General features: G+C 65.5%; 23 protein-coding genes. 10 read left to right on the top strand and 13 right to left on the bottom strand.

Annotated features, from left to right (window positions below; translation table 11 throughout):
- Positions 1–31: 31 nt before the first annotated feature.
- Together A5636_RS17410 and A5636_RS17405 are read right to left on the bottom strand one after the other, a co-directional pair.
- Positions 32–811, bottom strand: coding sequence for an enoyl-CoA hydratase (locus A5636_RS17410; protein WP_065159880.1), 780 nt, complete (start codon positions 809–811; stop codon positions 32–34).
- Positions 812–860: 49 nt separating this feature from the next.
- Positions 861–2,321 carry a WS/DGAT/MGAT family O-acyltransferase gene (locus A5636_RS17405; protein WP_065159879.1) on the bottom strand — a complete coding sequence of 487 codons (1,461 nt, stop codon included), beginning with the start codon at positions 2,319–2,321 and terminating at the stop codon, positions 861–863.
- Between the two features lie 378 nt (positions 2,322–2,699).
- Here A5636_RS17405 and A5636_RS17400 point away from each other — a divergent pair, with 378 nt between their 5' ends.
- Together A5636_RS17400 and A5636_RS27405 are read left to right on the top strand one after the other, a co-directional pair.
- A complete protein-coding gene (locus tag A5636_RS17400) occupies positions 2,700–3,167 on the top strand; it encodes a lipoprotein LpqH (RefSeq protein WP_065159878.1) in 468 nt (155 codons plus the stop codon).
- A 60-nt stretch (positions 3,168–3,227) separates the two neighbouring features.
- Positions 3,228–4,190, top strand: a complete 963-nt coding sequence (locus A5636_RS27405) for an MAP_0585 family protein (protein WP_065159877.1) — start codon at positions 3,228–3,230, stop codon at positions 4,188–4,190.
- Here A5636_RS27405 and A5636_RS17390 read toward each other — a convergent pair.
- From A5636_RS17390 to A5636_RS26875, 4 genes are all read right to left on the bottom strand, one after another.
- Positions 4,162–5,082, bottom strand: a complete 921-nt coding sequence (locus A5636_RS17390) for an alpha/beta fold hydrolase (protein WP_216638847.1) — start codon at positions 5,080–5,082, stop codon at positions 4,162–4,164. The two genes, A5636_RS27405 and A5636_RS17390, sit on opposite strands and share 29 nt — an antisense overlap.
- Positions 5,083–5,112: 30 nt before the next feature.
- Entirely contained in the window at positions 5,113–6,711 is a 1,599-nt protein-coding gene (locus A5636_RS17385; protein ID WP_081287849.1) for an MFS transporter, read from the bottom strand.
- Between the two features lie 151 nt (positions 6,712–6,862).
- Positions 6,863–7,024 (bottom strand): hypothetical protein, encoded by a 162-nt coding sequence (locus A5636_RS26620; protein ID WP_172827262.1) that lies wholly within the window; start codon positions 7,022–7,024, stop codon positions 6,863–6,865.
- A gap of 306 nt (positions 7,025–7,330) precedes the next feature.
- Positions 7,331–9,562 (bottom strand): serine/threonine-protein kinase, encoded by a 2,232-nt coding sequence (locus tag A5636_RS26875; protein ID WP_065159875.1) that lies wholly within the window; start codon positions 9,560–9,562, stop codon positions 7,331–7,333.
- 156 nt (positions 9,563–9,718) lie between these two features.
- Between A5636_RS26875 and A5636_RS17375 the strand changes: the two genes are divergently transcribed.
- A complete protein-coding gene (locus tag A5636_RS17375) occupies positions 9,719–12,814 on the top strand; it encodes a patatin-like protein (protein ID WP_081287848.1) in 3,096 nt (1,031 codons plus the stop codon).
- Between the two features lie 19 nt (positions 12,815–12,833).
- Here the strand turns inward: A5636_RS17375 and A5636_RS17370 are convergent, their stop codons facing one another.
- Positions 12,834–13,505: a GAP family protein gene (locus A5636_RS17370; protein ID WP_065159896.1), complete on the bottom strand. Its 672-nt coding sequence runs from the start codon at positions 13,503–13,505 to the stop codon at positions 12,834–12,836.
- Positions 13,506–13,667: 162 nt separating this feature from the next.
- Between A5636_RS17370 and A5636_RS17365 the strand changes: the two genes are divergently transcribed.
- The 4 genes from A5636_RS17365 to A5636_RS17350 all read left to right on the top strand — a co-directional run bounded on the left by A5636_RS17365 (position 13,668) and on the right by A5636_RS17350 (position 17,588).
- Positions 13,668–15,068: an amidohydrolase family protein gene (locus A5636_RS17365; RefSeq protein WP_065159874.1), complete on the top strand. Its 1,401-nt coding sequence runs from the start codon at positions 13,668–13,670 to the stop codon at positions 15,066–15,068.
- 120 nt (positions 15,069–15,188) lie between these two features.
- Complete coding sequence (locus tag A5636_RS17360; protein WP_065159895.1) at positions 15,189–15,428, top strand: hypothetical protein; 240 nt, start codon at positions 15,189–15,191, stop codon at positions 15,426–15,428.
- Positions 15,425–15,808, top strand: a complete 384-nt coding sequence (locus A5636_RS17355) for an integrase (protein ID WP_155763864.1) — start codon at positions 15,425–15,427, stop codon at positions 15,806–15,808. The genes A5636_RS17360 and A5636_RS17355 overlap by 4 nt, the downstream gene beginning before the upstream one ends.
- A 211-nt stretch (positions 15,809–16,019) precedes the next feature.
- Positions 16,020–17,588, top strand: coding sequence for an LCP family protein (locus tag A5636_RS17350; RefSeq protein ID WP_065159873.1), 1,569 nt, complete (start codon positions 16,020–16,022; stop codon positions 17,586–17,588).
- Here the strand turns inward: A5636_RS17350 and A5636_RS17345 are convergent.
- The 3 genes from A5636_RS17345 to A5636_RS17335 form a co-directional block, all read right to left on the bottom strand.
- Positions 17,585–18,370 carry an SDR family NAD(P)-dependent oxidoreductase gene (locus A5636_RS17345; protein WP_065159872.1) on the bottom strand — a complete coding sequence of 262 codons (786 nt, stop codon included), beginning with the start codon at positions 18,368–18,370 and terminating at the stop codon, positions 17,585–17,587. The genes A5636_RS17350 and A5636_RS17345 overlap by 4 nt on opposite strands.
- Before the next feature lie 64 nt (positions 18,371–18,434).
- Complete coding sequence (locus A5636_RS17340) at positions 18,435–19,268, bottom strand: SDR family oxidoreductase (protein WP_065159871.1); 834 nt, start codon at positions 19,266–19,268, stop codon at positions 18,435–18,437.
- Positions 19,269–19,457: 189 nt separating this feature from the next.
- Complete coding sequence (locus A5636_RS17335) at positions 19,458–20,402, bottom strand: enoyl-CoA hydratase (RefSeq protein WP_065159870.1); 945 nt, start codon at positions 20,400–20,402, stop codon at positions 19,458–19,460.
- Between the two features lie 130 nt (positions 20,403–20,532).
- On the opposite strand from A5636_RS17335, the gene A5636_RS26220 reads away from it, so the two are divergent.
- The 3 genes from A5636_RS26220 to A5636_RS17325 all read left to right on the top strand — a co-directional run bounded on the left by A5636_RS26220 (position 20,533) and on the right by A5636_RS17325 (position 22,865).
- Entirely contained in the window at positions 20,533–20,697 is a 165-nt protein-coding gene (locus tag A5636_RS26220) for a hypothetical protein (protein ID WP_155763863.1), read from the top strand.
- On the top strand, positions 20,697–22,196 hold the full coding sequence (locus A5636_RS17330) for an alpha,alpha-trehalose-phosphate synthase (UDP-forming) (protein WP_065159869.1): 1,500 nt from the start codon (positions 20,697–20,699) through the stop codon (positions 22,194–22,196). The genes A5636_RS26220 and A5636_RS17330 overlap by 1 nt, the downstream gene beginning before the upstream one ends.
- Positions 22,197–22,286: 90 nt before the next feature.
- On the top strand, positions 22,287–22,865 hold the full coding sequence (locus A5636_RS17325) for a hypothetical protein (protein WP_065159868.1): 579 nt from the start codon (positions 22,287–22,289) through the stop codon (positions 22,863–22,865).
- Position 22,866: 1 nt separating this feature from the next.
- Here the strand turns inward: A5636_RS17325 and A5636_RS17320 are convergent, their stop codons facing one another.
- The 3 genes from A5636_RS17320 to A5636_RS17310 are packed head-to-tail and all read right to left on the bottom strand — an operon-like array spanning position 22,867 to position 25,851.
- A complete protein-coding gene (locus tag A5636_RS17320; protein ID WP_065159867.1) occupies positions 22,867–23,358 on the bottom strand; it encodes a mammalian cell entry protein in 492 nt (163 codons plus the stop codon).
- On the bottom strand, positions 23,358–24,131 hold the full coding sequence (locus A5636_RS17315; protein ID WP_065159866.1) for a mammalian cell entry protein: 774 nt from the start codon (positions 24,129–24,131) through the stop codon (positions 23,358–23,360). The genes A5636_RS17320 and A5636_RS17315 overlap by 1 nt, the downstream gene beginning before the upstream one ends.
- 37 nt (positions 24,132–24,168) lie before the next feature.
- The gene (locus A5636_RS17310) at positions 24,169–25,851 is read right to left on the bottom strand and encodes a virulence factor Mce family protein (protein ID WP_065159865.1); all 1,683 of its coding nucleotides are present in this window, start codon (positions 25,849–25,851) and stop codon (positions 24,169–24,171) included.
- Positions 25,852–25,856: the final 5 nt, after the last annotated feature.

Genomic DNA, 25,856 nt, shown 5'->3' with positions numbered 1-25,856 from the left:
GCAGCAAATGGCCGAATCGGCGAAAAACGCGTTAGTTATTGCCCCGCTTGCGGGACAGAAACGCCTGCATGTGCTGTTGGGGTTCGCCTGTCAGGAAAGAGCGGCCGAATTGTTCGACGCTGTCTTCGATCGCCCCGTGAATTGTCATATCGAACCACTTATTCAGCAGGTGCTTTTGTTGACGTACCGCGTTCGGGCCGAATCCGGCGAGCTTCGAGGCCAATTCGCCGATCCGGGTATCCAGCATTTCCGGCGGCATGGCTTCGTGCACCAGTCCCCAGCTCGCTGCCGTCGCGGCATCGATGGTTTCGCCCGTCATCAACAGCCACGCCGAGTGTGACGCCCCGATCAACGCCGGCATCAGTGCCGCGTGAATCACCGACGGGATCCCGACGGCCACTTCCGGCATACCGAACCTGGCGCCGGACTCGGCGATGCGCAGGTCACAACTCATCGCGACTTCCAGGCCGCCGCCAAGGCACCAGCCCGCGAGCCGGGCGATAACGGGAACGGGGCAGTCGCGGACCGCTTCGCACAGACCAGCCAGTCTGCGAATGAAGACCTCGGCCGTGGACTGATCGAGCGTGACCATTTCGTTGATGTCGGCGCCGCCGATGAACGCCTTCTCCCCCGCGCCGCGAAATACGACCACCCGCACATCGGTGTTTAGTCCGATGCCGCGGAATGCGGTAGTGAGTTCTGAAATGGCTTCGCTGCCAATGATGTTCAGCGGTCCGGAGTTGATCAGCTCGACGGTAGCCAGGCCGCCCTGGTAGCTAGCCCTGACGTACCGACTGTCGGTCGTGGTCATGCACCCTTCCTCGCCCTTCCTCGCCCTAGCTCGCCCTAGCTCGCCCTTGCTAGGTTGCGTCCTCCAGCTCATCGAGCGCCTCCCCCGTGTAGACGGCCAAGCGCTGCAGATGCGGCAAGGTGTCGCGGCACCCGATGAACCCGAAATTGAGAGTGCTGGCATAGCTCTGCAATGTCACGTTGAGCGCCTGGCTGTGCGCCACCAACGAGACCGGGAACGACGCCTCCATCCGACTGCCGCGCAAGTAGAGCACGTCCTGCGGGCCAGGCACGTTGCTCACGCACAGGTTAAATGTATAGGGCCACGGCGTTTTAACTCCGGTGAGCGTGCTGGCCAGCTGCATACCGAACGGTGCCATCAGGGCCGCGGTGTAAGCGAGGATCGCCTCCCTGTTCATTCTCGACAGCTCGGCCTTCGCCATTCTGGTGGTGGTGGTCACGGCCTGAAGGCGCTCGATCGGATCAACGATGTCGGTGCCCAACGTCGCCAAGATGGTGGCGACCGCGTTGCCGCCGCCTTCGTCGTCCTTCGGCCGCACATTGACCGGCAGCATCGCAATCAACGACTTGTCGGGGAGCTCGCCCAGCTCGTCGAGGAACCGGCGCAAGCTGCCGCCGACGATCGCCAACGCGACGTCGTTGACCGTCGCATCATTAGCTGTCCCAATCTTTTTCAGCCGGGCCAGCTCGTACTGCTGCGTGGCGAAGCGGCGATTGCGGCTAATCCGGGTGTTGAGTATCGACCGCGGTGCCTGCGCCGAGCCGATCAGGTTGCGGTAATCGTTGTCGCTGCGCAACTGGGTGTTGACGATGGCCTTGGTGAGGTCCAGCGTGGAACGTCCGGCGCCCGCGACGGAGCCCATGACACTGCCCACCCCGCTGACCACACCGCCCAGGTTGTTCACCACACTGCCGACGCTGTTGAGCAGGCTGCCGGCGATTCCCCCACCGGACTCCTCCTTCGCAGCCGACACCCGCACGGGCGCAGGAATGTTGAAGAACAGCGGATGAGTGGTGTCGTGCGGATCCGTCGAGAGGCTGCGCGCCAGCATCTTCTGCCCGGTATACCCGTCAACCAGCGCGTGGTGCATCTTGACGTAGATCGCGAACCGGCCGTCCTCGAGCCCCTCGATGAAGTGCATCTCCCATGGCGGTCGACGTAGGTCCAGAGCGTTACTGTGCAAGCGGGACACCAGGATTCCGAGTTCGCGCTCATCCCCCGGACTGGCCAGCGCCGAACGACGCACGTGGTAATCCAGGTCGAAATTGTCGTCGTACACCCAGGACTGGATGGGACTGAGCAGCAGGTCCGGGTGACTCAGTTTCAGATTCCACGGGTCCACAACTGGACTGGCCTTGCTCTCGTCGACGAGCTGGCGCAGAAAGTCTTTCGGCGCACCTGGCGGCGGCGTGAAGGGCATCAGCCCGCCGACATGCATCATGGTGCTCGACGTTTCGGCGTAGAGGAAAAACATGTCCTGCGGACCGAGCCGCCTGGCGGTTTTGCTCATGGCCTACCCCTTCGCTGGCGCTGTATTCGATCGACAGTTGTTCCAAGGTGTTGACCGTAGCCCAAAGTGAACGTTGCGCACCTCCGCCTGGCCGCTCGACGACGTGACCGGACGCGGTTCGTGCGGTTTGCCGAGGACTGGCCAGCGGTGAGCACGAGCAAACTGCGTCTCAGGCCCGTCCCGGTGGCGTAGGCGGTGCGGCGCACATGCCTTGAAATTCGGCCCGCCCCCACCAACTGCCAGCCAGCAGCCAACCAGCAGCCAACCAGAAAAAGCCAATTTTATGACTTCTCTATGTGCACGCGGCAAATCGCGGTAGATTTGCCGATACCGAGGTGCCGCTGCGAGCGGGCGCCCGCGGCGCGAAGGAGAACAGCGGTGAAGCGTGGGATCGTCGTCGCCGTGGCAGGCGCGGCCGTCGTGGCCGGAAGTTGCGCTGGATGTTCTAGCAACAACTCTGATTCGGGTGCGTCGAGCCCGAAGCCGGCGACCCCCGCCGGTCCCCAGGTCATCGTCGATGGGCAGAGCCAGAAGGTGAGCGGTCCGGTCACGTGCACTGCGGCCGGCGACAACATCAACATCGGCATCGGTGACGCGGCGAACGGCGTCGGTGCGGTGGTCAGCACCGGCAATCCGCCCATCGTCCATGCGGTCGGCCTCGGCGCCGTGAACGGTGTGACGCTCGGCTATTCCGACGCCGCACCAGGTCAGGTCGGCAGTGCCGGCGCTGCGGTGAGCGGCAAGTACTACCAGATCAAGGGCACTGCGACGGGTTCAGACGTCAGCGACCCAAGCCACCCCAAGCAGCTCACCAAGCCATTCGTGATGAACCTGACCTGCCCTTAGTGCAGGTTTAACACGGCATCGTCCGGGCCGACGGCCCGAGAGGGGACGCAGCTAATGTCAATGAAACGTGTCGCCGCAGCCGCGGCGGTTGCGGCAGCTCTCGGCATGACCGCCACGGCGCTCAATGCGGGTTCGGCCAGCTCCGCCCCGCAAGACCCGTGCCCGAGCTGGAACAAGGCTTGTAGTGGTGGCGGCACCACTGCCAATCCGAACCCCCCTCCCGGCTACGGCGGCACGGGGACCGTGCCTCCGCCGGGGTCGAGTGTTCCGGGTGCAGGCACCCCAACCACGAAACCGACGCCGCAGCCGACCACAACGGCGCCGCGCGTCACCACCACGCAGGCAACCACGACCGCGCCGTGGACCTCGACCACGCAGCCAACCACCACGGCGCCGTGGACTTCGACCACGCCGCCAACCACGACCACCGGGCAGTGGGGCTCGACCACGCAGCCGACCACTACCACCGGGCAGTGGGGCTCCACGACACAGCCGACCACTACCACCGGGCAATGGGGCTCGACCACGCAGCCGACGACGTCGGGCCCGTGGGGTTCGACGACGCAGCCGGGTGCCAGCACTTCCTACCCGCCGACCACCACACCCGTCCTCAATGCGCCGTCGACTCAGCCGCCACACCCGCCCTACATTCCGCCGCGCGGTGACATTCAGCGCGGGACGATTCAGATCGGCGGTCCGGTGGACCTGACGGTTGGCTTCTATGTGCCCGGCCGCGGGGCGCCGATGCCGCCGCGACAGAACGGGTACGGCTGGAGCAACGGCCAGGCGCCCGGCCACCCGCCACCAAACTGGGAAGGACCGCCGCCCACAAACGGCTGGGATGGCGCGCCGCCGGCCGGCGGCTGGAACCGTCCGTGGCAGGGCCCGCCTCGTGATGTCGGTTACGGCCAGCAGTATTTCGCGCCGTTCAACTACAACAACTACACCGTGCTGCCGGTGTTCAACTGGCAATACGGGGGTTGGGGCTACTGGTTCATGGGTGTGTGGGTGCCGCTGTACTGACCTGCCCATCGTCCGGCCGGACATGCCGGGCCAGAAAGTCCAGCACAGCCGTCGCGAAATGGTCGTTGCGATCGCCGGCCACCATGTGTCCCGCGCCGCGGACGTCAGTGAACTCGACCTTGGGGAAGCGCGCCAGGAACTCATCGGCGCGCTCCTGGCTGACCAGGTCGCTCATCTTGCCTCGCACCAGCAACATGGGCACGCCGTCCCGCAGGATCGCCTCGACCGCGTGGTGCATGCGTTCGGCGTCGGTGACCTCGATGGGCGGGAAGGCCGCGGTGCCGTTGATAAATTGCGGGTCCCAGTGCCAGTACCAGCGATCGCCGCGGCGGCGCAGGTTGGTGGTCAGCCCGTCCAAGTCGGTGGGCCGCGGCCGATGCGGGTTGTATTCGGCGATTGCGTCGGCGACCTCGTCGAGCGAGGCGAATCCTGTCTCCACCCGGTCCGCCATGAAGTTGTGAATCCGCGCCGCACCGGATTGCTCCATGTTCGGCACGATGTCGACCAACACGACTGCACTGGCGATGCCCGGGGAAAGTTCACCCGCTAACAGCATCGAGGTGAACCCGCCGAGTGATGCGCCTACCAGCACCGGCTTGGTCGGCAGACCACGCAGGACTTCTTCGACATCGCGGGCGAAGCTGACCACCCGGTAGTCGCCCTCGTCGGACCAGTCGGACTCGCCGTGGCCACGCAGGTCGATCGTCACCGCCTGGAACCCGCGCTCTGCGACGGCGGCAGCCACCTTCGTCCAGGAGCGGCGGGTCTGCCCGCCACCGTGCAAGAAGACCACGGCACGCGCGTTCGGGTCACCCTGGCGGTCAGAGACGATGCGCAGGCCGCCCGGCCCGTGGGTGGTGAACTGTTCAGCAGCGCGAGACACCGGAGCCATCAGGAAATACTAGGAGGTTGGCGGCGTTCTCTACGTGGTGCGATCCAGCGTTCGGGCCTCGCGACTGCGAAGCCGCCGCACCGCAGCCAGTTGCTGACCGTCCCGTCCGGGCGCAAAGAGCGGGATGGTGCACGCGGCGACGGCGACGATGGCCGCCATGACCGCGTAGGACGAGTTGGTGGCCTCCACGAACATGTCCTTGCTGCGTTCGGCGAGTGTAACGCCTTGTGGCCCAATATTATTGGCGACAGCCAGTGCCTTGGTCAACGAATCCGACGCCAGGTCGCGCACGGGCGGGGGAAAGTCGCCGAGCGCACTGGCGATGCGATGGCTGTAACTGCCTGCCAGGATCGACCCGGCGAGTGCAATGCCGAGCGCGCCCCCCACCTCGCGGGTGGCGTCGTTGACGGCGGAGGCCACTCCTTGCTTCTGATCGGGCGCCGCACTCATGATCGCCGAAGTTGTTGGCGCCGTGCATAATCCGAAGCCGGCACTAATGACCATCAGCGGCCAGCATACGTGCAGGTATGAGGAGTCGGCGTCCAGCGTGCACATGCAGAGGAAACCGACTGAAACCAGCACCATGCTGGTGAAGACCACCAACCTCAGCCCCAGTCGCGGGAGATACCACGACGACAGCAGGGAGAGGGTCAGTAACGGAATTGCCATCGGGCTCAACGCCAGGGCCGCGGTCAGTGCCGAATAGCCCTTCACCTGTTGCAGGTACTGAACAACCAGGAAGAAGAGCGCGAAGGTGGCCAGGAAGACCATGGTGATAGTGGCGGCGCCGGTGCCGAAATGCGGGTCTGCGAACAGGCGAATGTCGAGCAGCGGCTGCCGGCGCCGCAACTCGATGAACCCGAACACGGCCGCGAGCATCGCACCGCCGACGAGGTATCCAATGACGCGCGGATCGCCCCAGCCGTGCGCGGGCGCCTGCAGAATGCCGAATACGAACACTGCAACGGCCGCCGCGATCGTCACGGCGCCAGGCACGTCCAGGCGCGGTGCCTCGGCGTCGCGAGACTCCGCGATGGTCAGCGTCAGCACGAACACCACAACCCCACCGATCGCCAGCGTCCAGAAGATTGACCGCCAGTCCCAGAATTCAACGAGCAGGCCCGCACCTAGGAGTCCGAATAAGCCGCCGGATCCCGCTACTCCGGCCCAGATGCCCACCGCTTTGGTACGGGCTTCGGGCGGATAGGCCACCGTCAGTAGCGACAATGTCGCCGGCATGATGAAGGCCGCGCCGGCACCCGCCAGGCCGCGAGCCGTGATGATCTGCAGCGGACTGTCGAAGACCAGCGGCGCGGCGGAAGCTATCGAGAAGATTGCAACCCCGACCAGCAGTGCACTACGCCTGCCGTAGCGGTCGCCGATCGCACCGGCGGGCAACAACAGGCATGCCAACAACAGCGTGTAGCTGTCCACGATCCAGGTCAGTTGCGTCTGGGTCGCCGCGGTGGCAGTAGCGATCTCGCTCAGCGCCGTGTTGAGGGCAACCATGGACGCGATCACCAAGCTCACACCCGCGCAGGCAATGAACAACGTCCAGCCACGCCGGGCACGTGATCCCCGTGTGAAAGAGTCGACTGAATGGTCGGAGCGTCGGATGTCTTTGACCACGGCACCAGTCACGAGCCCTGCTTCCGTTGCAGTGGACAGCCGCGAAACAAGACTGTCAGTCTCGGAGCGAGACCTGTAGTCTCGGTACCCGTTCGCTGGCGCGCGGAAACCCGCCGACTAGCTCCCGATCAACTCTCCCGACTAGTTGGGGTCAGGCATGACCCGCGCGACCAGGCAGGAGGCGGAACAACCGCCGCCCGATCCGGGTCAGCGGATTACCAGACGAATTCTGTGCATTCTTGATCCGGTTCAGCGTCTGCTCACCCTCGACTGCGTAGTCCTTGACCGATTCGTCGCCTTCTTCTGCGCGCATGTCTATCTCCTCTAGTTGGTAAGCGTTGTGTAGTTGGTAAGCGTTGTGTAGTTGGTAAGCGTTATGTGGTCGGTAAGCGTTATGCCGGAGTCAGGCGCTCTGGCGGGTCCTGCCGCGGCAGCCGTTCCGGTGGTTCGGATGGTGTCAGCCGCTCCGGTGTTTCCGCGGGCGTCAGGCGTTCGGGCGCCTCCCCGGGTGTACCCCGTTCCGGCGTCTCCGGACCGGCTGATCGTGCGTCGATCAATGCTCACTCCTCCGCTCGACTCCCTGCTGCCTACCCGCGGAGGCCGGGGGCTCAAACGGAGGTCAGTCCCCGGTGCGACTGAACTTCATCTCATATGGGCCGCCTCTGCAGGCGCTGCCCGATTCGTCTTTCGTGCCGCTACCAGCCAGCACCGCTATCGGATCCTGTGGCGGTTCCGGCAACGGGAAGGTGCCCTTGATCTTGACGTGCGACGTACCGCCGGCCGGGCAGGAAGCGTCGTACTCGTCGTCGCGGGTCCAGACGTCGTTGGCGAAATGCAGCAATTGAGTGCCGCTGGTGCCGTTCCTGACGAACCTACTCAGACAGCGGTCCCCGGTGCGCAGACAGATGGTGTCGACGGTGTAGTCGGCTTCCTGCGGTTTGGGCGCGTTGGCACCGGTGTAGGTGGTCAGCAGGTGATACGCGCCGCGCAGAGCCTCCGCGGGGGACACGACACGCGCGGTCTGCTCGGCGGGGTTCGGCAGGTTGCCGAGCTCAGCGTCACCGGTCCGGGTGAACGTCACCGCCCGCTTGCTATAGCAATCCAGGGAATCAGTGATCCACTCGCCGACCAGAGAGCCGTCGCTCTGGGGTTTCAGCCAGACGTAGTTCCACTTCTCGATGCTCTTCTCGTTGCACTTGCCACCCTCGAGTGCAATGGCTATCCAGCGGCCTCGCACATCGTCGAACACCAGCTTCGGGGTGTGGTTGTAGGGGCCGTCGGTGCGCTGGGCCATCGCCACACACCCGCTTCCACCGTTGCCGGTGCATGCCGAACGCAGCACCCACGTCTCCTGCCCAGGAGGTTCGGAGTTCGCGACCTCCTTGCCGGCCAGTGACATTTTCGGGCCGAAGTCTGCGGTGTAGGTGCCGGTGAACGGCCCGCCGTTGGTCTGGGGTGCCGGCTCCTCGGTTCCGGACCGTTCGGTGGCCTGGCCACTGCCTGGACTGCTGCCACCGCTGGCCAGGACAATTCCGGCGACGACGGCGATGACCGTGAGCAATACGCCGACCCCGGCCAGGACCAGCGGCGTGCGCCGTTTGGCCTTCGGTTTGTTTTCCGCACCACCACCGGCGTCAGGGGAGACCACCGGGAATGGGGCCGGCGTCGGTGGGTCGCTCGGTACCCGATACAGCGTCGGCTCGTTGCCCAGGGTTGCGCGGGGCTGGTTCGGATCCGTACTGGGACGCCGCTGAGTGGGGTCGGTGGCGGGACGCTGCGGAGTCGGATCCGACGGCGGGCGGTAGGGGTTCTGCTCGGCCGGCGGACGGTACTGATTCGGCGGGACGGGCGCGCGGCGCAGATTCGGATCCGAGGGCGAGCGCCGCGGCGGAATGTCACCTGGCGGCCGTCGCGGCGGCTGGTCGGGGTACGCGGGGCCACCCCGACGCGGGGGCGGCGGCAACCTCGGCGGCCCCGGCGGCGGCGCGAGTTGGGTCCGCTGCTGTACCGGTTCGGGCCGTCGCAGCGGGATGGGCCGGGTTCCAGTGACCGCCTCGCGGGCGGCCGCCGCCATGTCGGTCACCGTCGCATAGCGCTGGTCGGGATTCTTTGCCATCGCGGTGACGACGACGTTGTCCAGCTCTTCTGGTATCCCCCGGCGCAAGGTGGACGGCCGCGGCGGCGGCAGGCTCAAATGCCCGCCGATCTGCTGCTCCAGGCTGTTGCCGGGGAACGGCTGACTGCCGGTCAAGCACTCGTGCAGTACGCAGCCCAGAGCGTAGGTGTCACCGCGCGGGTCGGTCTGCCCGGAAGTCACCCGCTCGGGCGCCATGTAGGCCCAGGTTCCGATCACGTTGCCGGTCCCGGTCATGTGGGAATCGCCTGCCGCACGGGCGATTCCGAAGTCGATCAGGTAAGCGAAGTCGTCCTCGGTAACGAGGATGTTGGACGGCTTGACGTCGCGGTGCACCAAGCCGATCCGGTGCGCGGCGCGCAACGCCGAGGCAATCTGCTCGATGATGTGGACCGCACGTTCGGGTTCGAGCGCGCCCTCGGCGATGATGTCCTGCAAGTCGCGGCCGACGACCAGTCGCATATCGACATAAAGCCGTCCGTTTATCTCACCGAAGTGGTGGATCGGCACCACATGCGGGTCGTTGAGACCGGCCGCGGCGAGTGCTTCGCGACGGAATCGCTGTTCGAAGGTGGGGTCATTGGCCAGGTTCGCCGTCAGCACCTTGACAGCGACCACACGCTGGGTCTCGGTGTCGTAGGCACGCCACACCTCGCCCATACCGCCGCGGCCCAGCAACTCGATGAACTGGTACCGGCCGAATGTCGTGCCTTGCACCGGCCCCCCTCAGCGAAAGTCTCGGTAGATCCTCAGCAAATACATTAGGACCGCGCACGCGGGGACGCACGGCCGTGTTCAAGCTAAACACGAATGGCACCGGGCTGGGCTGAAACGTATCGGCGGAATCCTGCGATGTACGTCGAAGAGGTGCACATGGAATTCGACAAACCATCACCGGTAACCGAGCTCACCCAGGAGTTACGACTCGCCACGACCATGACGGGCGGGGTCAGTCTGGCCATCTGGATGGCTGGGGTAACGCGGGAAATGAACTTGCTTGCGCAGGCGTCGCAGTGGCGCCGCGAAGGCGGGTCCTTCCCCGCCGACAGCCGGCTCAGTACCCAGGCGGCGGCATCGCTTCGCCTGTACGCGGGCCTGATCGACCTACTCGACATGATCGTCGACGTCGACATCCTGTCCGGTACCAGCGCCGGCGGCATCAACGCGGCGTTGCTGGCGTCGTCCCGGATTTCCGGCGCCGACCTGGGTGGTTTGCGGGATCTGTGGCTCGACCTCGGGGCATTGACCGACCTGTTGCGGGATCCGCGCGACAAATACACACCGTCGCTGTTGTACGGCGACGAGCGGATGTACGCCGCATTGGCGACGCAGATCCCCAAGCTCGAGCCGGGGCCATTTCCGCCCGCGGAGTTCCCCGGTGGCGCCCGCCTCCCGTCGACGACGCTGTATGTCACGACCACCTTGCTGGGCGGGGAGACCAGCCGGTTCACCGACTCGTTCGGCACCCTGGTCCAGGACGTCGATCGGCGTGGGCTGTTCACGTTCACCGAGGCCGAACTCGCCCACCCCGGCAGTGTTGCGGCCCTGGCACTGGCCGCGCGCAGTTCGGCGTCCTTCCCGATCGCGTTCGAACCGTCGTTTCTGCCGTTCACCCACGGCACGCCCGCAACGGGGAAAGTGCCTGCCCGACCGGCCATGGCACCGTTCACCAACATCACCCGGCCGCACTGGGTTTCCGACGGCGGCCTGCTCGACAACCGCCCGATCGGCGTGCTCCTCAAGCGGATCTTCGACCGGCCGGCACGTCGCCCGGTACGGCGGGTGCTGCTGTTCGTCGTGCCATCCTCGGGACCGGCTCCCGATCTAGCGGCAGAGACCCCACCGGACAACGTCGACGAACCGCTCGGCTTGGTCGACGGACTCCTCAAGGACCTCGCGGCCATCACCACCCAATCCATCGCGGCTGACCTGCGCGAGATCCGCGTCCACCAGGACCGCATGGCGGCCCGCACCGACACCAAGTTGCGACTGGCCGAACTCGCCGCGGCACTCCCCAACGGTTCGCGGCTGCTCACCGATCCGCTGCTCGCCGACTTCGTGACGCGCGAAGCGACCAGGCAGGCGCAGACGCTCACCGATGCGCTGCTGCGCCAGCTCGGCACTTGGCCCCCCGGTTCGAGCGCGGCCGCGGAGAGCATTCCACCCAACTGGGAACCCGATCTAGCCGTCGGTGGCGACGCTGACCGTGTGTGCCGTCGCCAGATCACCGAGTCGATCCTGGGCCGCTGCGCGTCGCCACCTGACAAGCCATTGCCGTCGGGTGCCGCTGATCTGGCCCGCTACGGGCAATCCGGCTACGACCTCGCCAAGATTTGCGCGCTGGCCGTCGTTCGTGCGGCATATCCGCTGGCGAAGTCCGACGCCGACGTCGCCGCACTGGCCGAACTCACCCAGGCCATTCACGCTGCATGCCCGCCCCCGGCGCCAGTGGACCTCGGGGCGCTGGTGCGCTCGGTGTGTACCACCCCGGCGGTGCGACAGGCGTCCTTGAGAAATGCGGCCAGCCTGATCGCCGCGGACTATCTGCAGCGGTCCGCGGTGCCCGCGGCCGGCTGGCGCGAACTGGGTCAGGCGCTGGCGGCGAGCTATCCGACATTGAAAGCGTTGGCGGACAACGCGTTACCCATCGACGCGGCGGACCAGTTGCGGATTTACCTAAACTATTTGGGCCCATCCGACGCGGAAGCCGTCGCGATCCGGCTGTTCGATCTGGCCGCGACCCAACGAGCCATGCTCCCGGCCGAGGCAGATATCGAACAGTCGGTGGAGCTCGTACAGGTCAGCGCCGACACCCGCAGCCTGTTGGCCCCGGATTGGCAGACCGCCCAGCAGAAGCTCACCGGAATGCAGTTCCACCACTTCGGCGCCTTCTACAAACGATCGTGGCGAGCCAATGACTGGATGTGGGGTCGCCTCGACGGCGCCGGGTGGCTCGTTCACGTGCTTTTGGACCCGCGCCGGGTGCGCTGGATTGCCGGCTCTCATGCCAACGACCACGTTTCCGGCGCGCGGTGGTTGCTGCAGCAACTCAAAGCGCTTGGGGCACCGGAGTTTCCGAGATCGGGCTACCGGTTGCCGACCGTGCGCGGTGAGTCCGACCGGTTGACCGAGGACATGCTGCTCGACGAACTCGCCTTCGTGGACGACGCCACCAAGCCGGTTCCGGCGAGCCTGCCCCGCACTTCGCTGTGGTTGGCCCAGACGTGGCAGCGGCAGGTCCTCGACGAGGAATTGGACGAACTGGCCGAGACGGTGCTGGACACCGAACCCGGTGATCGACCCGACTGGAGCCCGGCCGCATCGCGAACCTGGGCCAAGAAGGTGCGGGCGGCAGAACCAGGGGACGCCAAATACGCGCTGCTGAACGATGATCCGGTTGCGACTGAGACTTTCGCCAGCGACAAGGGTTCCCCGCTGATGGCCCAAACCCTCGCCAAGGCCGCCGCGACCGCTTCTGGGGCGGCCGGTTCGGTGCGGCAACTGCCCGCCGTCGTCAAACCACCGGTGGCCACCTTGCGGACGCTGGCGTTGGGCGGGTACCGGGTGGTGTCGTTGACCAACGGTGTCGCCAAGTGGACGCTGATCCTCGGTGCCGCACTACTGGTGCTGGGCACGGCGGCCGCGATCGCGTCGACAACGACGCTGGGCGCGGTCGGGTTGACTGCCGCCGGGATCGGCGGCTATCTCGTCGTGCTAGCGACCTGGCAGTTCTCCAGTCGACTGCTGTTCGCCCTGCTGTCGGTAACACTTGTCGGCGCGGTGCTTTCGCTGACCACCCCGCTCGTGCGCGGCTGGCTGTTCGGCGATGCGGCACATCCCGGTTGGGTGGGCGCCAACGCCTACTGGCTGGGCGCCCAGTGGTGGCACCCACTGATCGTCGTCGGCGGCATAGCGCTGGGCGTCACGCTGGTTGCCATCGCTCTTCCGCGGGCGCGAGGACGAAGGTAGGGCTGGCAAACCAGCGCCGTCACAAGGCGCTGATCCCGTTGTAAAGCACCATCAGACCGATCAAGACCAGCACACCGGCGAGCATCGCCGTGTGGTTCTTCTCCATCCATTGCCTGAGTCGTTCCAGGGGTTCCTCGAGCCGATCGCCGGCGCCCACATAGCCCAGAATCGGGATGGCGACCGTCGACGCGGCGACGGTGACGAACACTGCACCGGAAACCCATTTGCCGGCAGGCGCAAGGCCGTTGCTGCCGATGGCCAAGCCGGCGGCCAGGCAAAGGAGCGATACCTCGAGACGCACCACCGTGAGCACCAGCGAGATCACGCCCGCACGAGCCGGGGTGATGGTGTCGAACGCCCGCATCCATCGCGGCGCTTCGGACTCCCGATGGCGAGTCGACCAGCGGTAGATGCCGAACAGGATCAGTGCCGCGCCCAGTCCCACACGCAGCCAGGACGCCCATGCCGGCGGCGTCTTGTCCAGGCCACCGAGCAGACCGGAAGCCGCAACCGAGATTCCGGTCAGCGCGATCAACCCCAGCACCCAACCGCCCAGAAACGCCAGCGCCGTCGGTCGTGGCCGAGGGGCGTGCAAAACCAGGACAGCGGGGATGATGGTCAACGGCGATACGGCGACGACCAGACCCAACGGAATGAGGGTGGTCAACACTGCGCCCCAGTTTCCTGTCACGGGCTGCATCTTCGCACGCGCCGGTCCCGCCCGCGGACTCGCCGAACTCCGCGCGGGCACATCAGACTTGCCAAACGCCGGTTAGCTGGGCGCCGGCGTGCAATGATCCCCGCTAATGGGGACGTCCCCATCAACCACGTCGACCGACGCAGGAGGATTGCCGTGGCGACTCAGGTGCATCTGGGACACATCTTCCACCTCACGGGGTCGCCGATGGTGACTGACGCCGCCACAGCTTTGGTGTCAATTCCGGACGGCGCGTTGGTGATTGGTGACGATGGTCGCGTCGCATTCTGTGGTGAGCGCGGCGACCTGCCGCCGCAATACCGGTCAGCTGCGACGTCGGACCACCGTCCCGGATTCTTGCTGCCCGGCTTCGTCGATACCCACGTGCACTTCCCCCAGACCTACGCGGGCGACTCCTACGGCGGCGGGCAACTCTTGGAGTGGCTGACGCTGTGTGTCTACCCGTCCGAATCCCGCTACGCCGACCCGAGTTTCGCTCAGCAGGCGGCGGTGCAGTTCTGCGACCGGCGGATAGCTGTGGGGACCACGGCGGCAATGGTGTTCGGATCGGCGTTTCCGCACGCCCAGGACGCGCTGTTCACCGAGACGCAGCGCCGCGGCCTGCGGTTGGTCAGCGGGCGCGGTATCCAGACCGGCGGGCCGGCGTCGGCCGCGGCGCTGATCACATCCGAAGACGACGCCATCCGACTGGCCCGCGAGGAGATCGACAAATGGCACGCGGCTGACACCGGCAACGTGCACACCGCCCGGTTGCATGTTGCGGTGGTGCCGCGCTTCTCCCTCGCGGTCACCGCGCAGACACTAAAAAACCTTGGCAATCTTTATGATTCGGTACGAGATCGCGGCGTGTACTTCCACAGCCATCTCAACGAGAACAACCGGCCCGGCACCGGCGAGGTGGACGAAACCAAGCTCACCTACCAGGTCGACTCCTACCTGGACACCTACGACGGCAAGTTCCTGCCGGGCTCGAAGGTCGGTGGCGCCAGTCTGCTCGGGCGACGCAGCATCATGGCGCATGCGGTGCACTGTCAGGACGTCGAACTGTCGCGGATGGCCGAGACCGGCACCTCTATCGCGCACTGCCCCGTCTCCCAGCAGTTCCTCGGATCAGGAACCATGCCGTGGCTGCGCACCGTGGCATCGGGGGTGAACATCGCCGCCGGAACCGATTTCGGCGGCGGTGACGAATGGCTGATTTCCCAGGTGGTGGGGGCGGCGTTCAAGGTGCACATCTCCGAAGGCGGTGACGAGAGCGTCTCCATGCACCCGGCCGAAATGCTGTTCCTCGGTACCCTGGCCGGCGCCCGCGCACTGGACATGGAGGACCGCTTCGGCAACTTCGACGTCGGTAAAGAGGCTGACTTCGTCGTCGTCGACCCGCGCCGCACACCGGCCCTGGAAGCCGCGCTGACCTATGGCGTGCGCTCGGCCGATCCTGCACTGGCGCGCGACCAGACGCTGTTCGGGTTGCTGATGGGCATTCGCGAGACGTCGATCGCCGAGACATACGTGGCGGGACGACGGCTGCAGTGACCGGAATTGACCTGAGGGATGTCACGCCGATCATCGGGAATCACCTCTGTAAGCGGTAATAGGCAAAATGGTGGAGTGCGCCGGTACGCGCGCGTCAAGACCGAGACGGGGTTCACTTCGATGACAAAAGCGTTGGTGATCGCATTCTCTGTGCTGCTGGTAATCGCCGCGCTGGCCCTGCCGGTCAAGCAGCGGTGCGGAGCTCCGGGACGCACCTGCGCCACGGCGGTAGACGCAAACGGCGGCGTTCACTATTACTACGAAGTCGAACCATTCGCCATATACCTCATAGAAAACATGACCGGTTCGGACATTCCGCTGTTTTATTCATCAGGGGAGGAGATCGTAAAGTCGCGATGAACGGGCGCATAGCGGGGATCGTCGTGTCCGCGATGCTGCTGGGCGGCGCCATCGCGTCGGTACCGGTGACGGACATCGCGCTGGTCAGCGCGCACGGCAACTTCTGCGTCGCAACGTATCTCTGCCCCCACGAACCCCCATCCGACCGCGGAGACCAAGCCACTGCCGAACGCCGGATCATCGACGGTTATGTGGCCAAGCAGGCGGGTTGCACCCCCGCCCTACCCGCGAATCCACAATCGGTCACCTGGGATCCGCCCGGCTTCATTCCCAACAGCGGCGGCTCGGGAAACATCACCGACGCCGATCCCAGCTTCGGCGGCCACTTCGTCGCCCACTACATCATCGGTCGCTGGCACATCGACTACCAGTACTGCTAAGCCGTCCCGTTTCGCTCACCTTTGTGCTGGTAGCGACGGTTTTGTAACACCGAAAGAGGGCCCGTCCCCCGGTGAATAGGGCCACATGAGCAGTTTTGATTGGGGGGTTCGCAGCAAGCTACCGCATACTAGACCGCATGCGACGAACGACTCCACCGCAAACCGCTGGCCAAGCGCCAGTCGGTGGGTCGGGCCCAAGTCGGAGCCGCTAGTGGGGCGTTCGGGCGGTGCTCACCGCCGTCATCGTGCTGTTCGGCAGCCGTCACGATTACGCAGACGACTGTCGCGCAGCTTGATGACGCTGGTTTCGGTGGTTGCGTTGGGCGCGACCGGCGCGGGCTACTGGGTGGCGCACGGCGCGCTAGGCGGCATCACCATCTCGCAAGCCCTCACCGCTGAGGACCCGCGGTCCACCGGCAACACAATGAACATCCTGCTGATCGGCCTGGACTCGCGCAAAGACCAGGAGGGCAACGACCTGCCCTGGTCGATCCTCAAGCACCTGCACGCGGGCGACTCGGATCAGGGCGGCTACAACACCAACACGCTGATCCTCGTGCACGTCGCCGCTGACGGAAAAGTTGTCGCGTTCTCGATCCCGCGCGACGACTGGGTGCCCTTCAACGGCGTTCCGGGCTACAACCACATCAAGATCAAAGAGGCCTACGGGCTCACGAAGCAGTACGTCGCCAACCAGCTGGCCAACCAGGGCAGTATCACCCAACGCGAACTGGAGGCCCGTGGTCGTGAAGCGGGTCGAGCCGCCACCCTGCGTGCCGTGCGCAGTCTTACCGGGGTTCCGATCGACTACTTCGCCGAAGTCAACCTGGCCGGCTTCTACGACCTGGCCCAAGCCCTGGGCGGCGTGGAGGTGTGTCTTAACCACCCCGTCTACGACTCCTACTCCGGCGCCGACTTCCCAGCCGGCCGCCAGCGACTGGACGCATCACAAGCGCTGTCGTTCGTCCGGCAACGGCACGGCCTGGAGAACGGCGACCTGGACCGGACACACCGCCAACAGGCCTTCCTGTCGTCAGTGATGCGCGACCTGCAGGACTCCGGCACGTTCACCAACCTGGATCGGCTCAACAGCCTGATGGCCGTCGCCCGCAAGGACGTGGTCCTGTCCGCGGGCTGGGACGAGGCGCTGTTCCGCCGGATGGGGGAACTGGCCGGCGGAAACATCGAGTTCCGCACGCTGCCCGTGGTGCGTTACGACAACATCGACGGTCAGGACGTCAACATCATCGATCCGGCGGCGATCAAGGCAGAGATCGCCGCCGCGCTCGGCACGGCGCCACCGTCGGGGGCGCCGACCACCACCTCCGCCAAGCCGAACCCGTCGACCGTCGTTGACGTGATCAACGCCGGCAGTATCAGCGGGATGGCCAGCCAGGTGTCCAGCGCGCTGAAGAAGCGTGGTTACACCGCTGGACAGGTCCGCGACCGAGAATCGGGTGACCCGTCGACAAGCACGATCCTGTACGGGATGGGCGCGGAGACCGACGCGAAGAACCTCGAGGCACTGCTCGGCGTGGATGCCGCGAAGCAACCGGATCCCCACCTCGCGGCCGGGCGTATCCAAGTGGTCGTCGACACCACCTTCTCGTTGCCCGCGCCTGATGACACAGTGGACGCAACCAGTACGACAACCACCACCACGACCACCACGACGAAACCCAGCAGCAGCGGCTACTACTACAACGGCACCTACACCGAATATCCGACGCCGGATCAGGGCAAGCCGATCGACGGCGGCGGGGTGCCCTGCGTCAACTAAGCATGCGTTCCGCCGTCGATGCGGATCTCGGTCCCAGTGATGAAGGCACCGTCCGCAGAGACCAGCATCGCGATCACACCGGCGACCACGGAAGGGTCTGCCATGCCGGTGCCGCTTGAGGTCTCGGTGGTGGGCAGGATCGGCATCAACCGGGTGAATAATGACCAGTTGGCATCTTGCGGGATGTAGCCGCCGGTGGCGTCGGTGATGCCGGACTTGATGCTGCCGGGCGCCACGCACACGGCCCTTAATCCGGCGGCTGCGTACTCCAGCGCCAACGAATGGGTGAAGGCCTGCACGCCACCTTTGCTCGCGGCGTAGGCGGCCATGTACGGGTGGGCGAAGGTCGCCGAGGTCGAGCTGAAGTTGACGATCGTGCTGCGCGGATTTTTCAGCAGCGCCGGCAGCGCCTCGCGGACCATCAGGAAGGTACCGGTCAAATTGACGGTGACGATCTGGTTCCACAACTCAAGAGTCGTTTGATGGGTGTGGGCGGCTCGCAGCATGCCGGCCGCATTGACCAGCGAATCGAGACCGCCGAGGGCGTCGACGGCCGAGCGCACCCCGTCGATCACCGATTGCTCGTCGGCGACGTTCATCTCGTATGTGGTCAGCCGATCACCGGCCGCTTCGGTTTTGGCCCGGGTTTGGGCCAGCCCGTCCGCCGCGATGTCGGCACCGACCACGACGGCGCCCTCGTCCAGTAGCCGCACCACGGTGGCCTGACCGATGCCAGAACCCGCGCCGGTCACCAGAATCCGCTGACCTTCCAGTCGTTTCACGGCACGAGCGTAACGCTCGGCGCGAGGTCGGCTGAGGTCGGTCGAGATGTGTTGTCTCCGAGTTTCAGACCACGCCGCGCAGCGCGTCGGCGCCGAACATCGGCTCCATCATCGCCGAGTAATCCGGTCCGCGACGCACCATGTGGCCACCGTCGACGTTGATGCACTGCCCGGTGATGAAACTGGCGGCATCGCTGAGCAGGAACATCGCCAGGTTGGCCACGTCTTCGACCTCGCCCACCCGCGGCAGCGGCGTGCACAGCGCGTAATCCCCGCTGATCTCCGGCGACTGGATCACGCTCGCGTCAACCAGATCGGTACGGATCAGTCCGGGCCGGATGCTGTTGACGCGTACCCATGACGCTCCGAGTTCGTCGGCGGCCAACTGCATCATGTGATCGATCGCCGATTTGGTGACCCCGTACGGCCCGAACCAGCGGTGGGTGTTACTCGCCGCGATCGAGGAGATTCCTACAAACGATCCGCCCCCGGCGCGCACCAGTTCGCGCGCGACGTGCTTGAGCACGTACATGGTGCCGTTGACGTTGAGGTCGACGGTGCGACGCCACGCATCGGAGTCGGTGTGGGTGATTGGCCCCACCGTCAGCGAGCCGCCCGCGCTGTGCACCGCCCCGTGCAGCCGGCCGTGCCACGCCGTCGCAGCGTCGACCGCACGGGTGACCTCGTCCTCGTTGGTGACGTCGGCGGGTTCGTAGCGGATCGACCCGGACAGCTGTAGACCCTCGATCTCCTCGACGGCCCCGGCGAGGCGGTCGGCGCTGCGTCCGACGATCATCACGGACGCGCCGTCACTTACCAGTCCGGTGGCCACCGCCTTGCCGATACCGCTACCGCCGCCGGTGACCAGGTATGTCCGGTCTTGGAATGAAAGCTGCACTGCGACGCCTTCCGCCGAAACTGAAACAGGTTCTAGCTATCGAATCATGGATTGCGGCTGCTCCGCCGGGCGGCTACGGCCTGCAGTGGGCAACCAGGGATTTGCGTGTGCGGCCAGGGCGGCGGAGACGCCTCATCCCGACCCTGACCGCACAATCAAAGTCTCACGTGCACAATCGATTTAGCGCACTCACGGGGTGTCGCGACGAGCGACCTTGGTGGGCTTGGCGGTACGCCAATCCTCGACATCGGGCGGCAACCCGACCGGCATCCTGCTTTCGTTGTGGGCGGCCCAGTGCGCGTGCCCGAGTTCGTGAATGTGGAACGCATGCCGCAGCGCCTCGGTGAATCCCATGGCGTCGCTCGCCGCGTTGACCGAAGCCTTGACCAGCAGCGAGGCCATGGTCGGCCGCTCGGCGATGCGTCGTGCGAATTCCAGTGTCTTGTCCTCGAGTTCGTCGACCGGGAATACCTTGGACACCATGCCCAGCCGGTAGGCCTCATCGGCGTCCAGCGAATCACCGGTCAGCAACAGCTCTTTAGCCTTACGCGCCCCGAATTCCCAAGGGTGCGCATAGTATTCGACCCCCGGCATGCCGAGCCGCACTGCTACCACGTCACTGAACTTCGCATTGTCGGCGGCCACGATCAGGTCGCACGCCCAGATCAGCATCAGGCCGGCCGAGATCGCGTTGCCCTGGACCTGGGCGATGGTGATCTTGCGCAGATCGCGCCAGCGCCGGGTGTTCTCGAAGAAGAAATGCCACTCCTGGTGATAAAGCTTTTCGACGATCGGTTCCAGGGTGGCGCCATGCGAGCGGAAGGTCGGGTGTTGCTGGGGGCCGGGTTTGCGTTCCAGCAGCGCCTGCTCGGATCCCAGGTCGTGGCCCGCCGAGAAGTTCCGGCCGCGCGCGGCCAGGATAACTACGCGCACGGTGTCGTCGGCCTCGGCGCGCGAGAACGCCTCATCGAGTTGAACCAGCAGGCCGCGGTTCTGCGCGTTGTGGGCGTCTGGGCGGTTCAGCCAGATCCGCGCTATACGGCCCTCGTCAAGCGTTTCGTAGGCCACGAACTCCGGCGCCTCGGCGCTGTCCGCCTGGCCATCCTGGCCACTGGCCTGATCGGGAACCGTCATTCCGCCCACCTCACTCGTCACCCGTTGGTCTTTACACATTACGGCCAGTGTGTAACCAGAGAATCCGTGGGTTGCCGGTGCGCGCAGCCCGACCACCAGCCCGAAGCTCCCGTTGGCATAGCATTAGCAGATGCCCACAAAAACGGATCATAGTGACATCGGTGACGTGGAGCCCCTGGCCGACAGCACCGCGAGCCAGGCCCGCCGCGTCGTCGCCGCGTACGCGACCGACGCCGACGAGTGCCGCGTCTTTTTGTCCATGCTCGGTATTGGACCGGCGAAGCACGAGAGCTAATGGCTTCCGGGGGTGGCCGCACCTCGAAGGCCAAGAGTCCGGATAAGTCAGCGAACTACGGGGACTCCGACTTCGTAGTGGTGGCCAACCGGCTGCCGGTCGACCTGGAACGGCTGCCCGATGGCAGCACCACCTGGAAACGCAGTCCGGGAGGCTTGGTCACGGCCCTGGAGCCGTTGTTGCGCAAACGCCGCGGAGCCTGGATCGGCTGGCCCGGTCTGGTCAGCGACGACGTAGATCCCGACCCCGAGCCCATCGTCCAGGATGAACTGCAACTGCATCCGGTGTGGCTCAGTTCCGAAGACGTCGCACAGTATTACGAAGGATTTTCCAACGCGACACTGTGGCCGCTGTATCACGACGTCATCGTCAAGCCGATCTATCACCGCGAATGGTGGGAACGCTACGTCGACGTCAACCAGCGGTTCGCCGAAGCCACCGCGCGGGCGGCCGCCAAGGGCGGAACCGTCTGGGTGCAGGACTATCAACTGCAACTGGTGCCGAAAATGCTCCGCACCCTGCGCCCTGACCTGACCATCGGGTTCTTCCTGCACATCCCCTTCCCGCCCGTTGAGCTGTTCCGGCAGATGCCGTGGCGCAACCAGATCATCCAGGGGTTGCTGGGTGCCGACCTGGTGGGTTTTCATCTGCCCGGTGGCGCGCAGAATTTCCTGGTGCTGGCCCGCCAGTTGCTCGGCGCCAACACATCGCGCGGCTCGGTCGGAGTTCGGGCGCGATTCGGCGAGGTGGAATACGAATCCCGCACCGTGCGGGTGGGCGCCTTCCCCATCTCCATCGACTCCAGCGCGCTGGACCAGGCCGCCCGGGAACGCGGCATCCGGCGACGGGCCAGAGAGATCCGCGCCGAGCTCGGCAATCCGCGCAAGATCCTGCTCGGCGTCGACCGACTCGACTACACCAAGGGCATCGATGTGCGGCTCAAAGCGCTGGACGAGTTGCTCGCCGAAGGCCGCGCCAAACGGGACGACACCGTGCTGATCCAGCTGGCCACTCCCAGCCGGGAGCGCGTCGAGAGCTACCAGATTTTGCGCAACGACATCGAACGGCAAGTCGGCCACATCAACGGCGAGTACGCCGAGGTCGGTCACGCCGTGGTGCACTACCTGCATCGTCCGGTCCCCCGTGAAGAGCTGATCGCGTTCTTCGTCGCCAGTGACGTCATGCTCGTCACTCCCCTGCGCGACGGGATGAACCTGGTGGCCAAGGAGTACGTCGCGTGCCGCAGCGATTTGGGCGGCGCCCTGGTCCTGTCCGAATTCACCGGCGCCGCAGCCGAATTGCGTCAGGCCTACCTGGTCAATCCGCACGACCTCGAGGGCGTCAAGGACGCGATCGAGGCGGCGCTCAATCAGCCCGACGAAGAGGGCCGGCGCCGGATGCGCGCAATGCGCCGCCAAGTGCTGGCTCATGACGTGGACCGCTGGGCCCGATCGTTTCTGGACGCGCTCGCCGAACCCGGCTCGACCGGCGACGAATAACCGGGGCGCAAGCCATGGTGTTCGCGCCGGATCGCTGTGATACTCAAATGCAGCGTGTTTGCAGTGCAACCTGACCACGAAGGAGGGCGAGTGAACATCCGTCGTGGGCTGGCCGCCGGCGCCGCCATCGGCACGGCCGTCGCAGCCGGAATGGCACTCGATTCAAGTTCTCCGGCCCATGCGATCGGCCCACCGCCAGATGGCACCTACGCCTTCCAGCAGGCGGGCGTATCCGGTGCCAGCTGGACGATGTCGGCGCTGTGCGATCAGCCGAGCGGCACCCGCAACATGAACGACTACTCGGACCCCATCGTCTGGGCGATGAACTGTGCGCTGAACATCGTGAGCACCACACCGGCGAACAACACCCGCGAGGAACACCTGCAGAACTTCAGTTCCCGCGCCCGAATGAGCAGCCTGCTGTGGACATTTCAGGTGAGCAAGTCTGAAGGGGTGGCGTGTCCGGACGGCAGTTTTGCCCCGTCCAGCGAAACCTACGCATTCAGCGACGAAACACTGACCGGCACCCACACCACACTGCACGGCGCGGTGTGTGGTCTGCAGTCGGACATGAAAAAGGAACCGTTCTCACTGCAACTGGCCGGGCCGCCGCCCAGCCCTGTCGAGCGGTACCCGTTGCGATGCAACGAGATCGCGATCTGTTTCTGAGCTAGATCGGCGTGATGTAAGCGATCAGCCACTTGCCGTCGATGCGCTGATACTCCACGCGCAAGCGGCTGCCTTCGTAGTGCGGCTCGCGTGACTTGTCGGTCATCGTGCGATTCATGTAAACCATCGCGGTGGCCGAATCGCGATTGGCGGCCATGAGTCCGACCCCGACGACGTTGACCTGAACCACCATCTCGCGTTTCTTGGCTTCAGGGATGATCTGCTCGTTGACGACCTTCTTGAATTCCTGGCGGTAGCCCGGCGTGAGCAACGGATACACGTCGGTGAGGCTTCGCTCGATGGTTTGGTAGTCGTACCCGAAAAACTGCGGGATCTCCCGCTCGGCCATTTTGGGCAACACTGCGCGCGCAGTCTGTTCGCCCTGAACTTCCACTCGCTTCCAGTAAAGCCAGCCACCGACGGCCGAGGATCCAACTATGACCGCCACCGCCAGGCATGTGGCGGCGACAGACAGCCACCGGAACCAGCGCACTAGTTGCCACCATTCGGATACATCAGGTCGTAACCGGTCATTCGGCCGGATTCGTCCTCGTGCACGATGACCCGCAATCGGTACGGTTGGGACGGCTTGTTGACGCCGTCGATGTCGGCGACCGTCACCCGCACCGCGACCAATACCGACGCATTCTCGCTGATCTCGTCAATGCTTTCCAAAGCGGCGCCGTTGACGACCGCTTCCGAGTTCGCGTTGGTCTTGCGGAACAGCTCTTTGAGGAAGGAGATGCTGTCCGGACCAAACTTCTCGCGCAGCGGACCACTGGTGCCGTTCACGAAGCGGTTGACCGATTCGTCGATGTTGTCCTGGGTGTAGCTGAACATGTTCACCACGGTCTGCCGAGCGGCGTCGACGAAGCGCTGTTCACGGGCCTCACGGGCCTGTGCGTCGCGGTGCTGGAGGGCCAGCACGGTTACGCCCCAGGCCAACGCGGCGATGGTCAACACTGCGGCTGCCAGGGATACCCAACCCACCAGAGCCCGGTGGGCTCGGCGCCGCGGCGGCGGACGCAAGCGCGTCAACGATTTGTTGGTCTTATTGGTCTTGTCGGTCTTGTTGGTCTTCTTGTTGGTCTTCTTGTCGGGCTTGGCCTTCGGCTCGGCCTCCGACACCGGAGTTTCGACCGTGCCGGTCGCTCCCTCCTCGGGCAACGCCTCGGACGTCTCGGTCGCCGCCTCGCTGGTCGGCGGGCCCGCCGCACGCGACGCACGGCGGCGCACGCGTTGCGTCGTCGACTGCTGTTCTGCCACTACTGATCCCTCAACGGGTGTCGTCAAAGCGCTCTGATCACAGGGGTTTGGGGGCGAGCATCAGGTCCACCCAGTTCTCCGCGCTGGCGGTACCGGCGATACCGGACGCGAAGATACCAGTGCCGCCCGCCGGATCCTGGAACCGGCCGGTCGTCGGGTCATAGGTGGTGTACGCCGAACCGCTGGCCTGCGGCTCCGGACCGGCCGCCGGCCCTGTCCCCAGCGGGGGCGGCGGCGCCTCGAGGTACTTGGGGTACGGAAGTTGCGGCGGCACCGGCGGATAGTTCGGCGGCATCCAGGACGGGTTGCCCGGGGGCGGCCCGCTGTCGTTGGGCGGCGGCGGGTCGTAGGCCGGTTGGTGCGGCGCCGGACCGGGTCCCGGTGTCACCCCGGGCGGCGGCGGGCCGACCACCGGGATGCCCGGATCCGGGTCTGCGCCTGGCGGGATGTAGGGGAAGTGGTTGGGCGGCAAGATGTTCAGGCCGTTGGTGACCGGCGTCCCATACGGAATCGGAGGCCCGCGCCATGGGTTGGTGCCGGTAGGCACATAACCGCGCGGGTCGCGGCACAGCTGCACTGTGGGTGCTCGCTTGCCGGGGAATTCCTGGCAAGGGTAGTTGCGGGCACCGCGCACCGCACTGGGGTCGTTCTGGGCGGTCTTGCAGTACAAGTCGCGGGGTATCTCGCGCACCGTCTCGTCGGCGGGTGTCCGGATCAACGGCGACGGTATGAAGCCCGTATTGCACTGCGGCGGGTCGTTCAAGTCGAGCTTGAAGTCCAGCTTGGCGCCTTCATCCTGGGGCTGACCGCCGGCAGCGGTGGTGATCGCGGCGAAGAGCGCCGGGAAGACCACTAGTAGTTGTTCGATCGTTTTGTGGTAGATGACGCCCACTCGGCCCAGATTCGCCATGTTCGCTGCCAGCGCCGGGAACGAGGGCCGAATACCGGCGAATGTGTTGTTGGCCTCGTCGATCGTGCCGGGGGCGGTTGCCAACGTGTCGCGTAACCGGGGATCGGCCTGCCGGACTTCGGAGGTGAACCGTGCCAACCCGTCCGACAGCGACCTGATGTCGGCACCGGCGCGCACCTGAGCCTGCAGGAACGGGCCGGCCTGATCGATCAGCTGGGAGACCTGTGGGTAGTTGGTGTTGGCTTCGTCCACCAGCAGCCGGGCCGACTGGACCAGCCTGGCCAGCTCCGGTCCGGTGCCGTTGGTCGCGACGAATGCCTCGTGCAGCACCTCGCGCAACCGCGTGTCACCGATGCTGTTGACCAGCGTCTCGGCCTGCTTCAGGAGGTCGGCGACGTCCTGGCCGATGCGGGTGTTGCTCCGGTCGATCTTCGCTCCGTTGCGCAACTTGCCCGACGCCGGATTCTTCGGCGGTACCAAGTCGATGTACTGCTCACCGATCGCCGACACACTCTTGACGGTGGCGGTGACGTTGGCCGGGATCGGGGTTCCGCTGTTCAGCCGCATATCGGCAGTGACCCCGTTGGGATTGAGCTGGACCGACTCGACCCGCCCCACCGCCACGCCCCGATAGGTGACGTTGGCGTTCTTGTACAGACCGCCGCCCGCGACGAAATCGGCGCTCACACCGTAGGTTCCGATTCCGAAGGTGGCCGGTAACCGCAGGTAGAAGATCGCCATGACGACCAGGGTGATGACGGTGATCACGCCGAAGATGGCGAGCTGGATTTTGGTGAGTCTGTCGATCATGTCCC

The sequence above is a fragment of the Mycobacterium asiaticum genome, from assembly GCF_001673315.1.
Classification (GTDB): domain Bacteria; phylum Actinomycetota; class Actinomycetes; order Mycobacteriales; family Mycobacteriaceae; genus Mycobacterium; species Mycobacterium asiaticum_B.
Note: the sequence above shows the minus strand (reverse complement) of the source record. Positions and strands in the feature narration are given on the sequence as shown.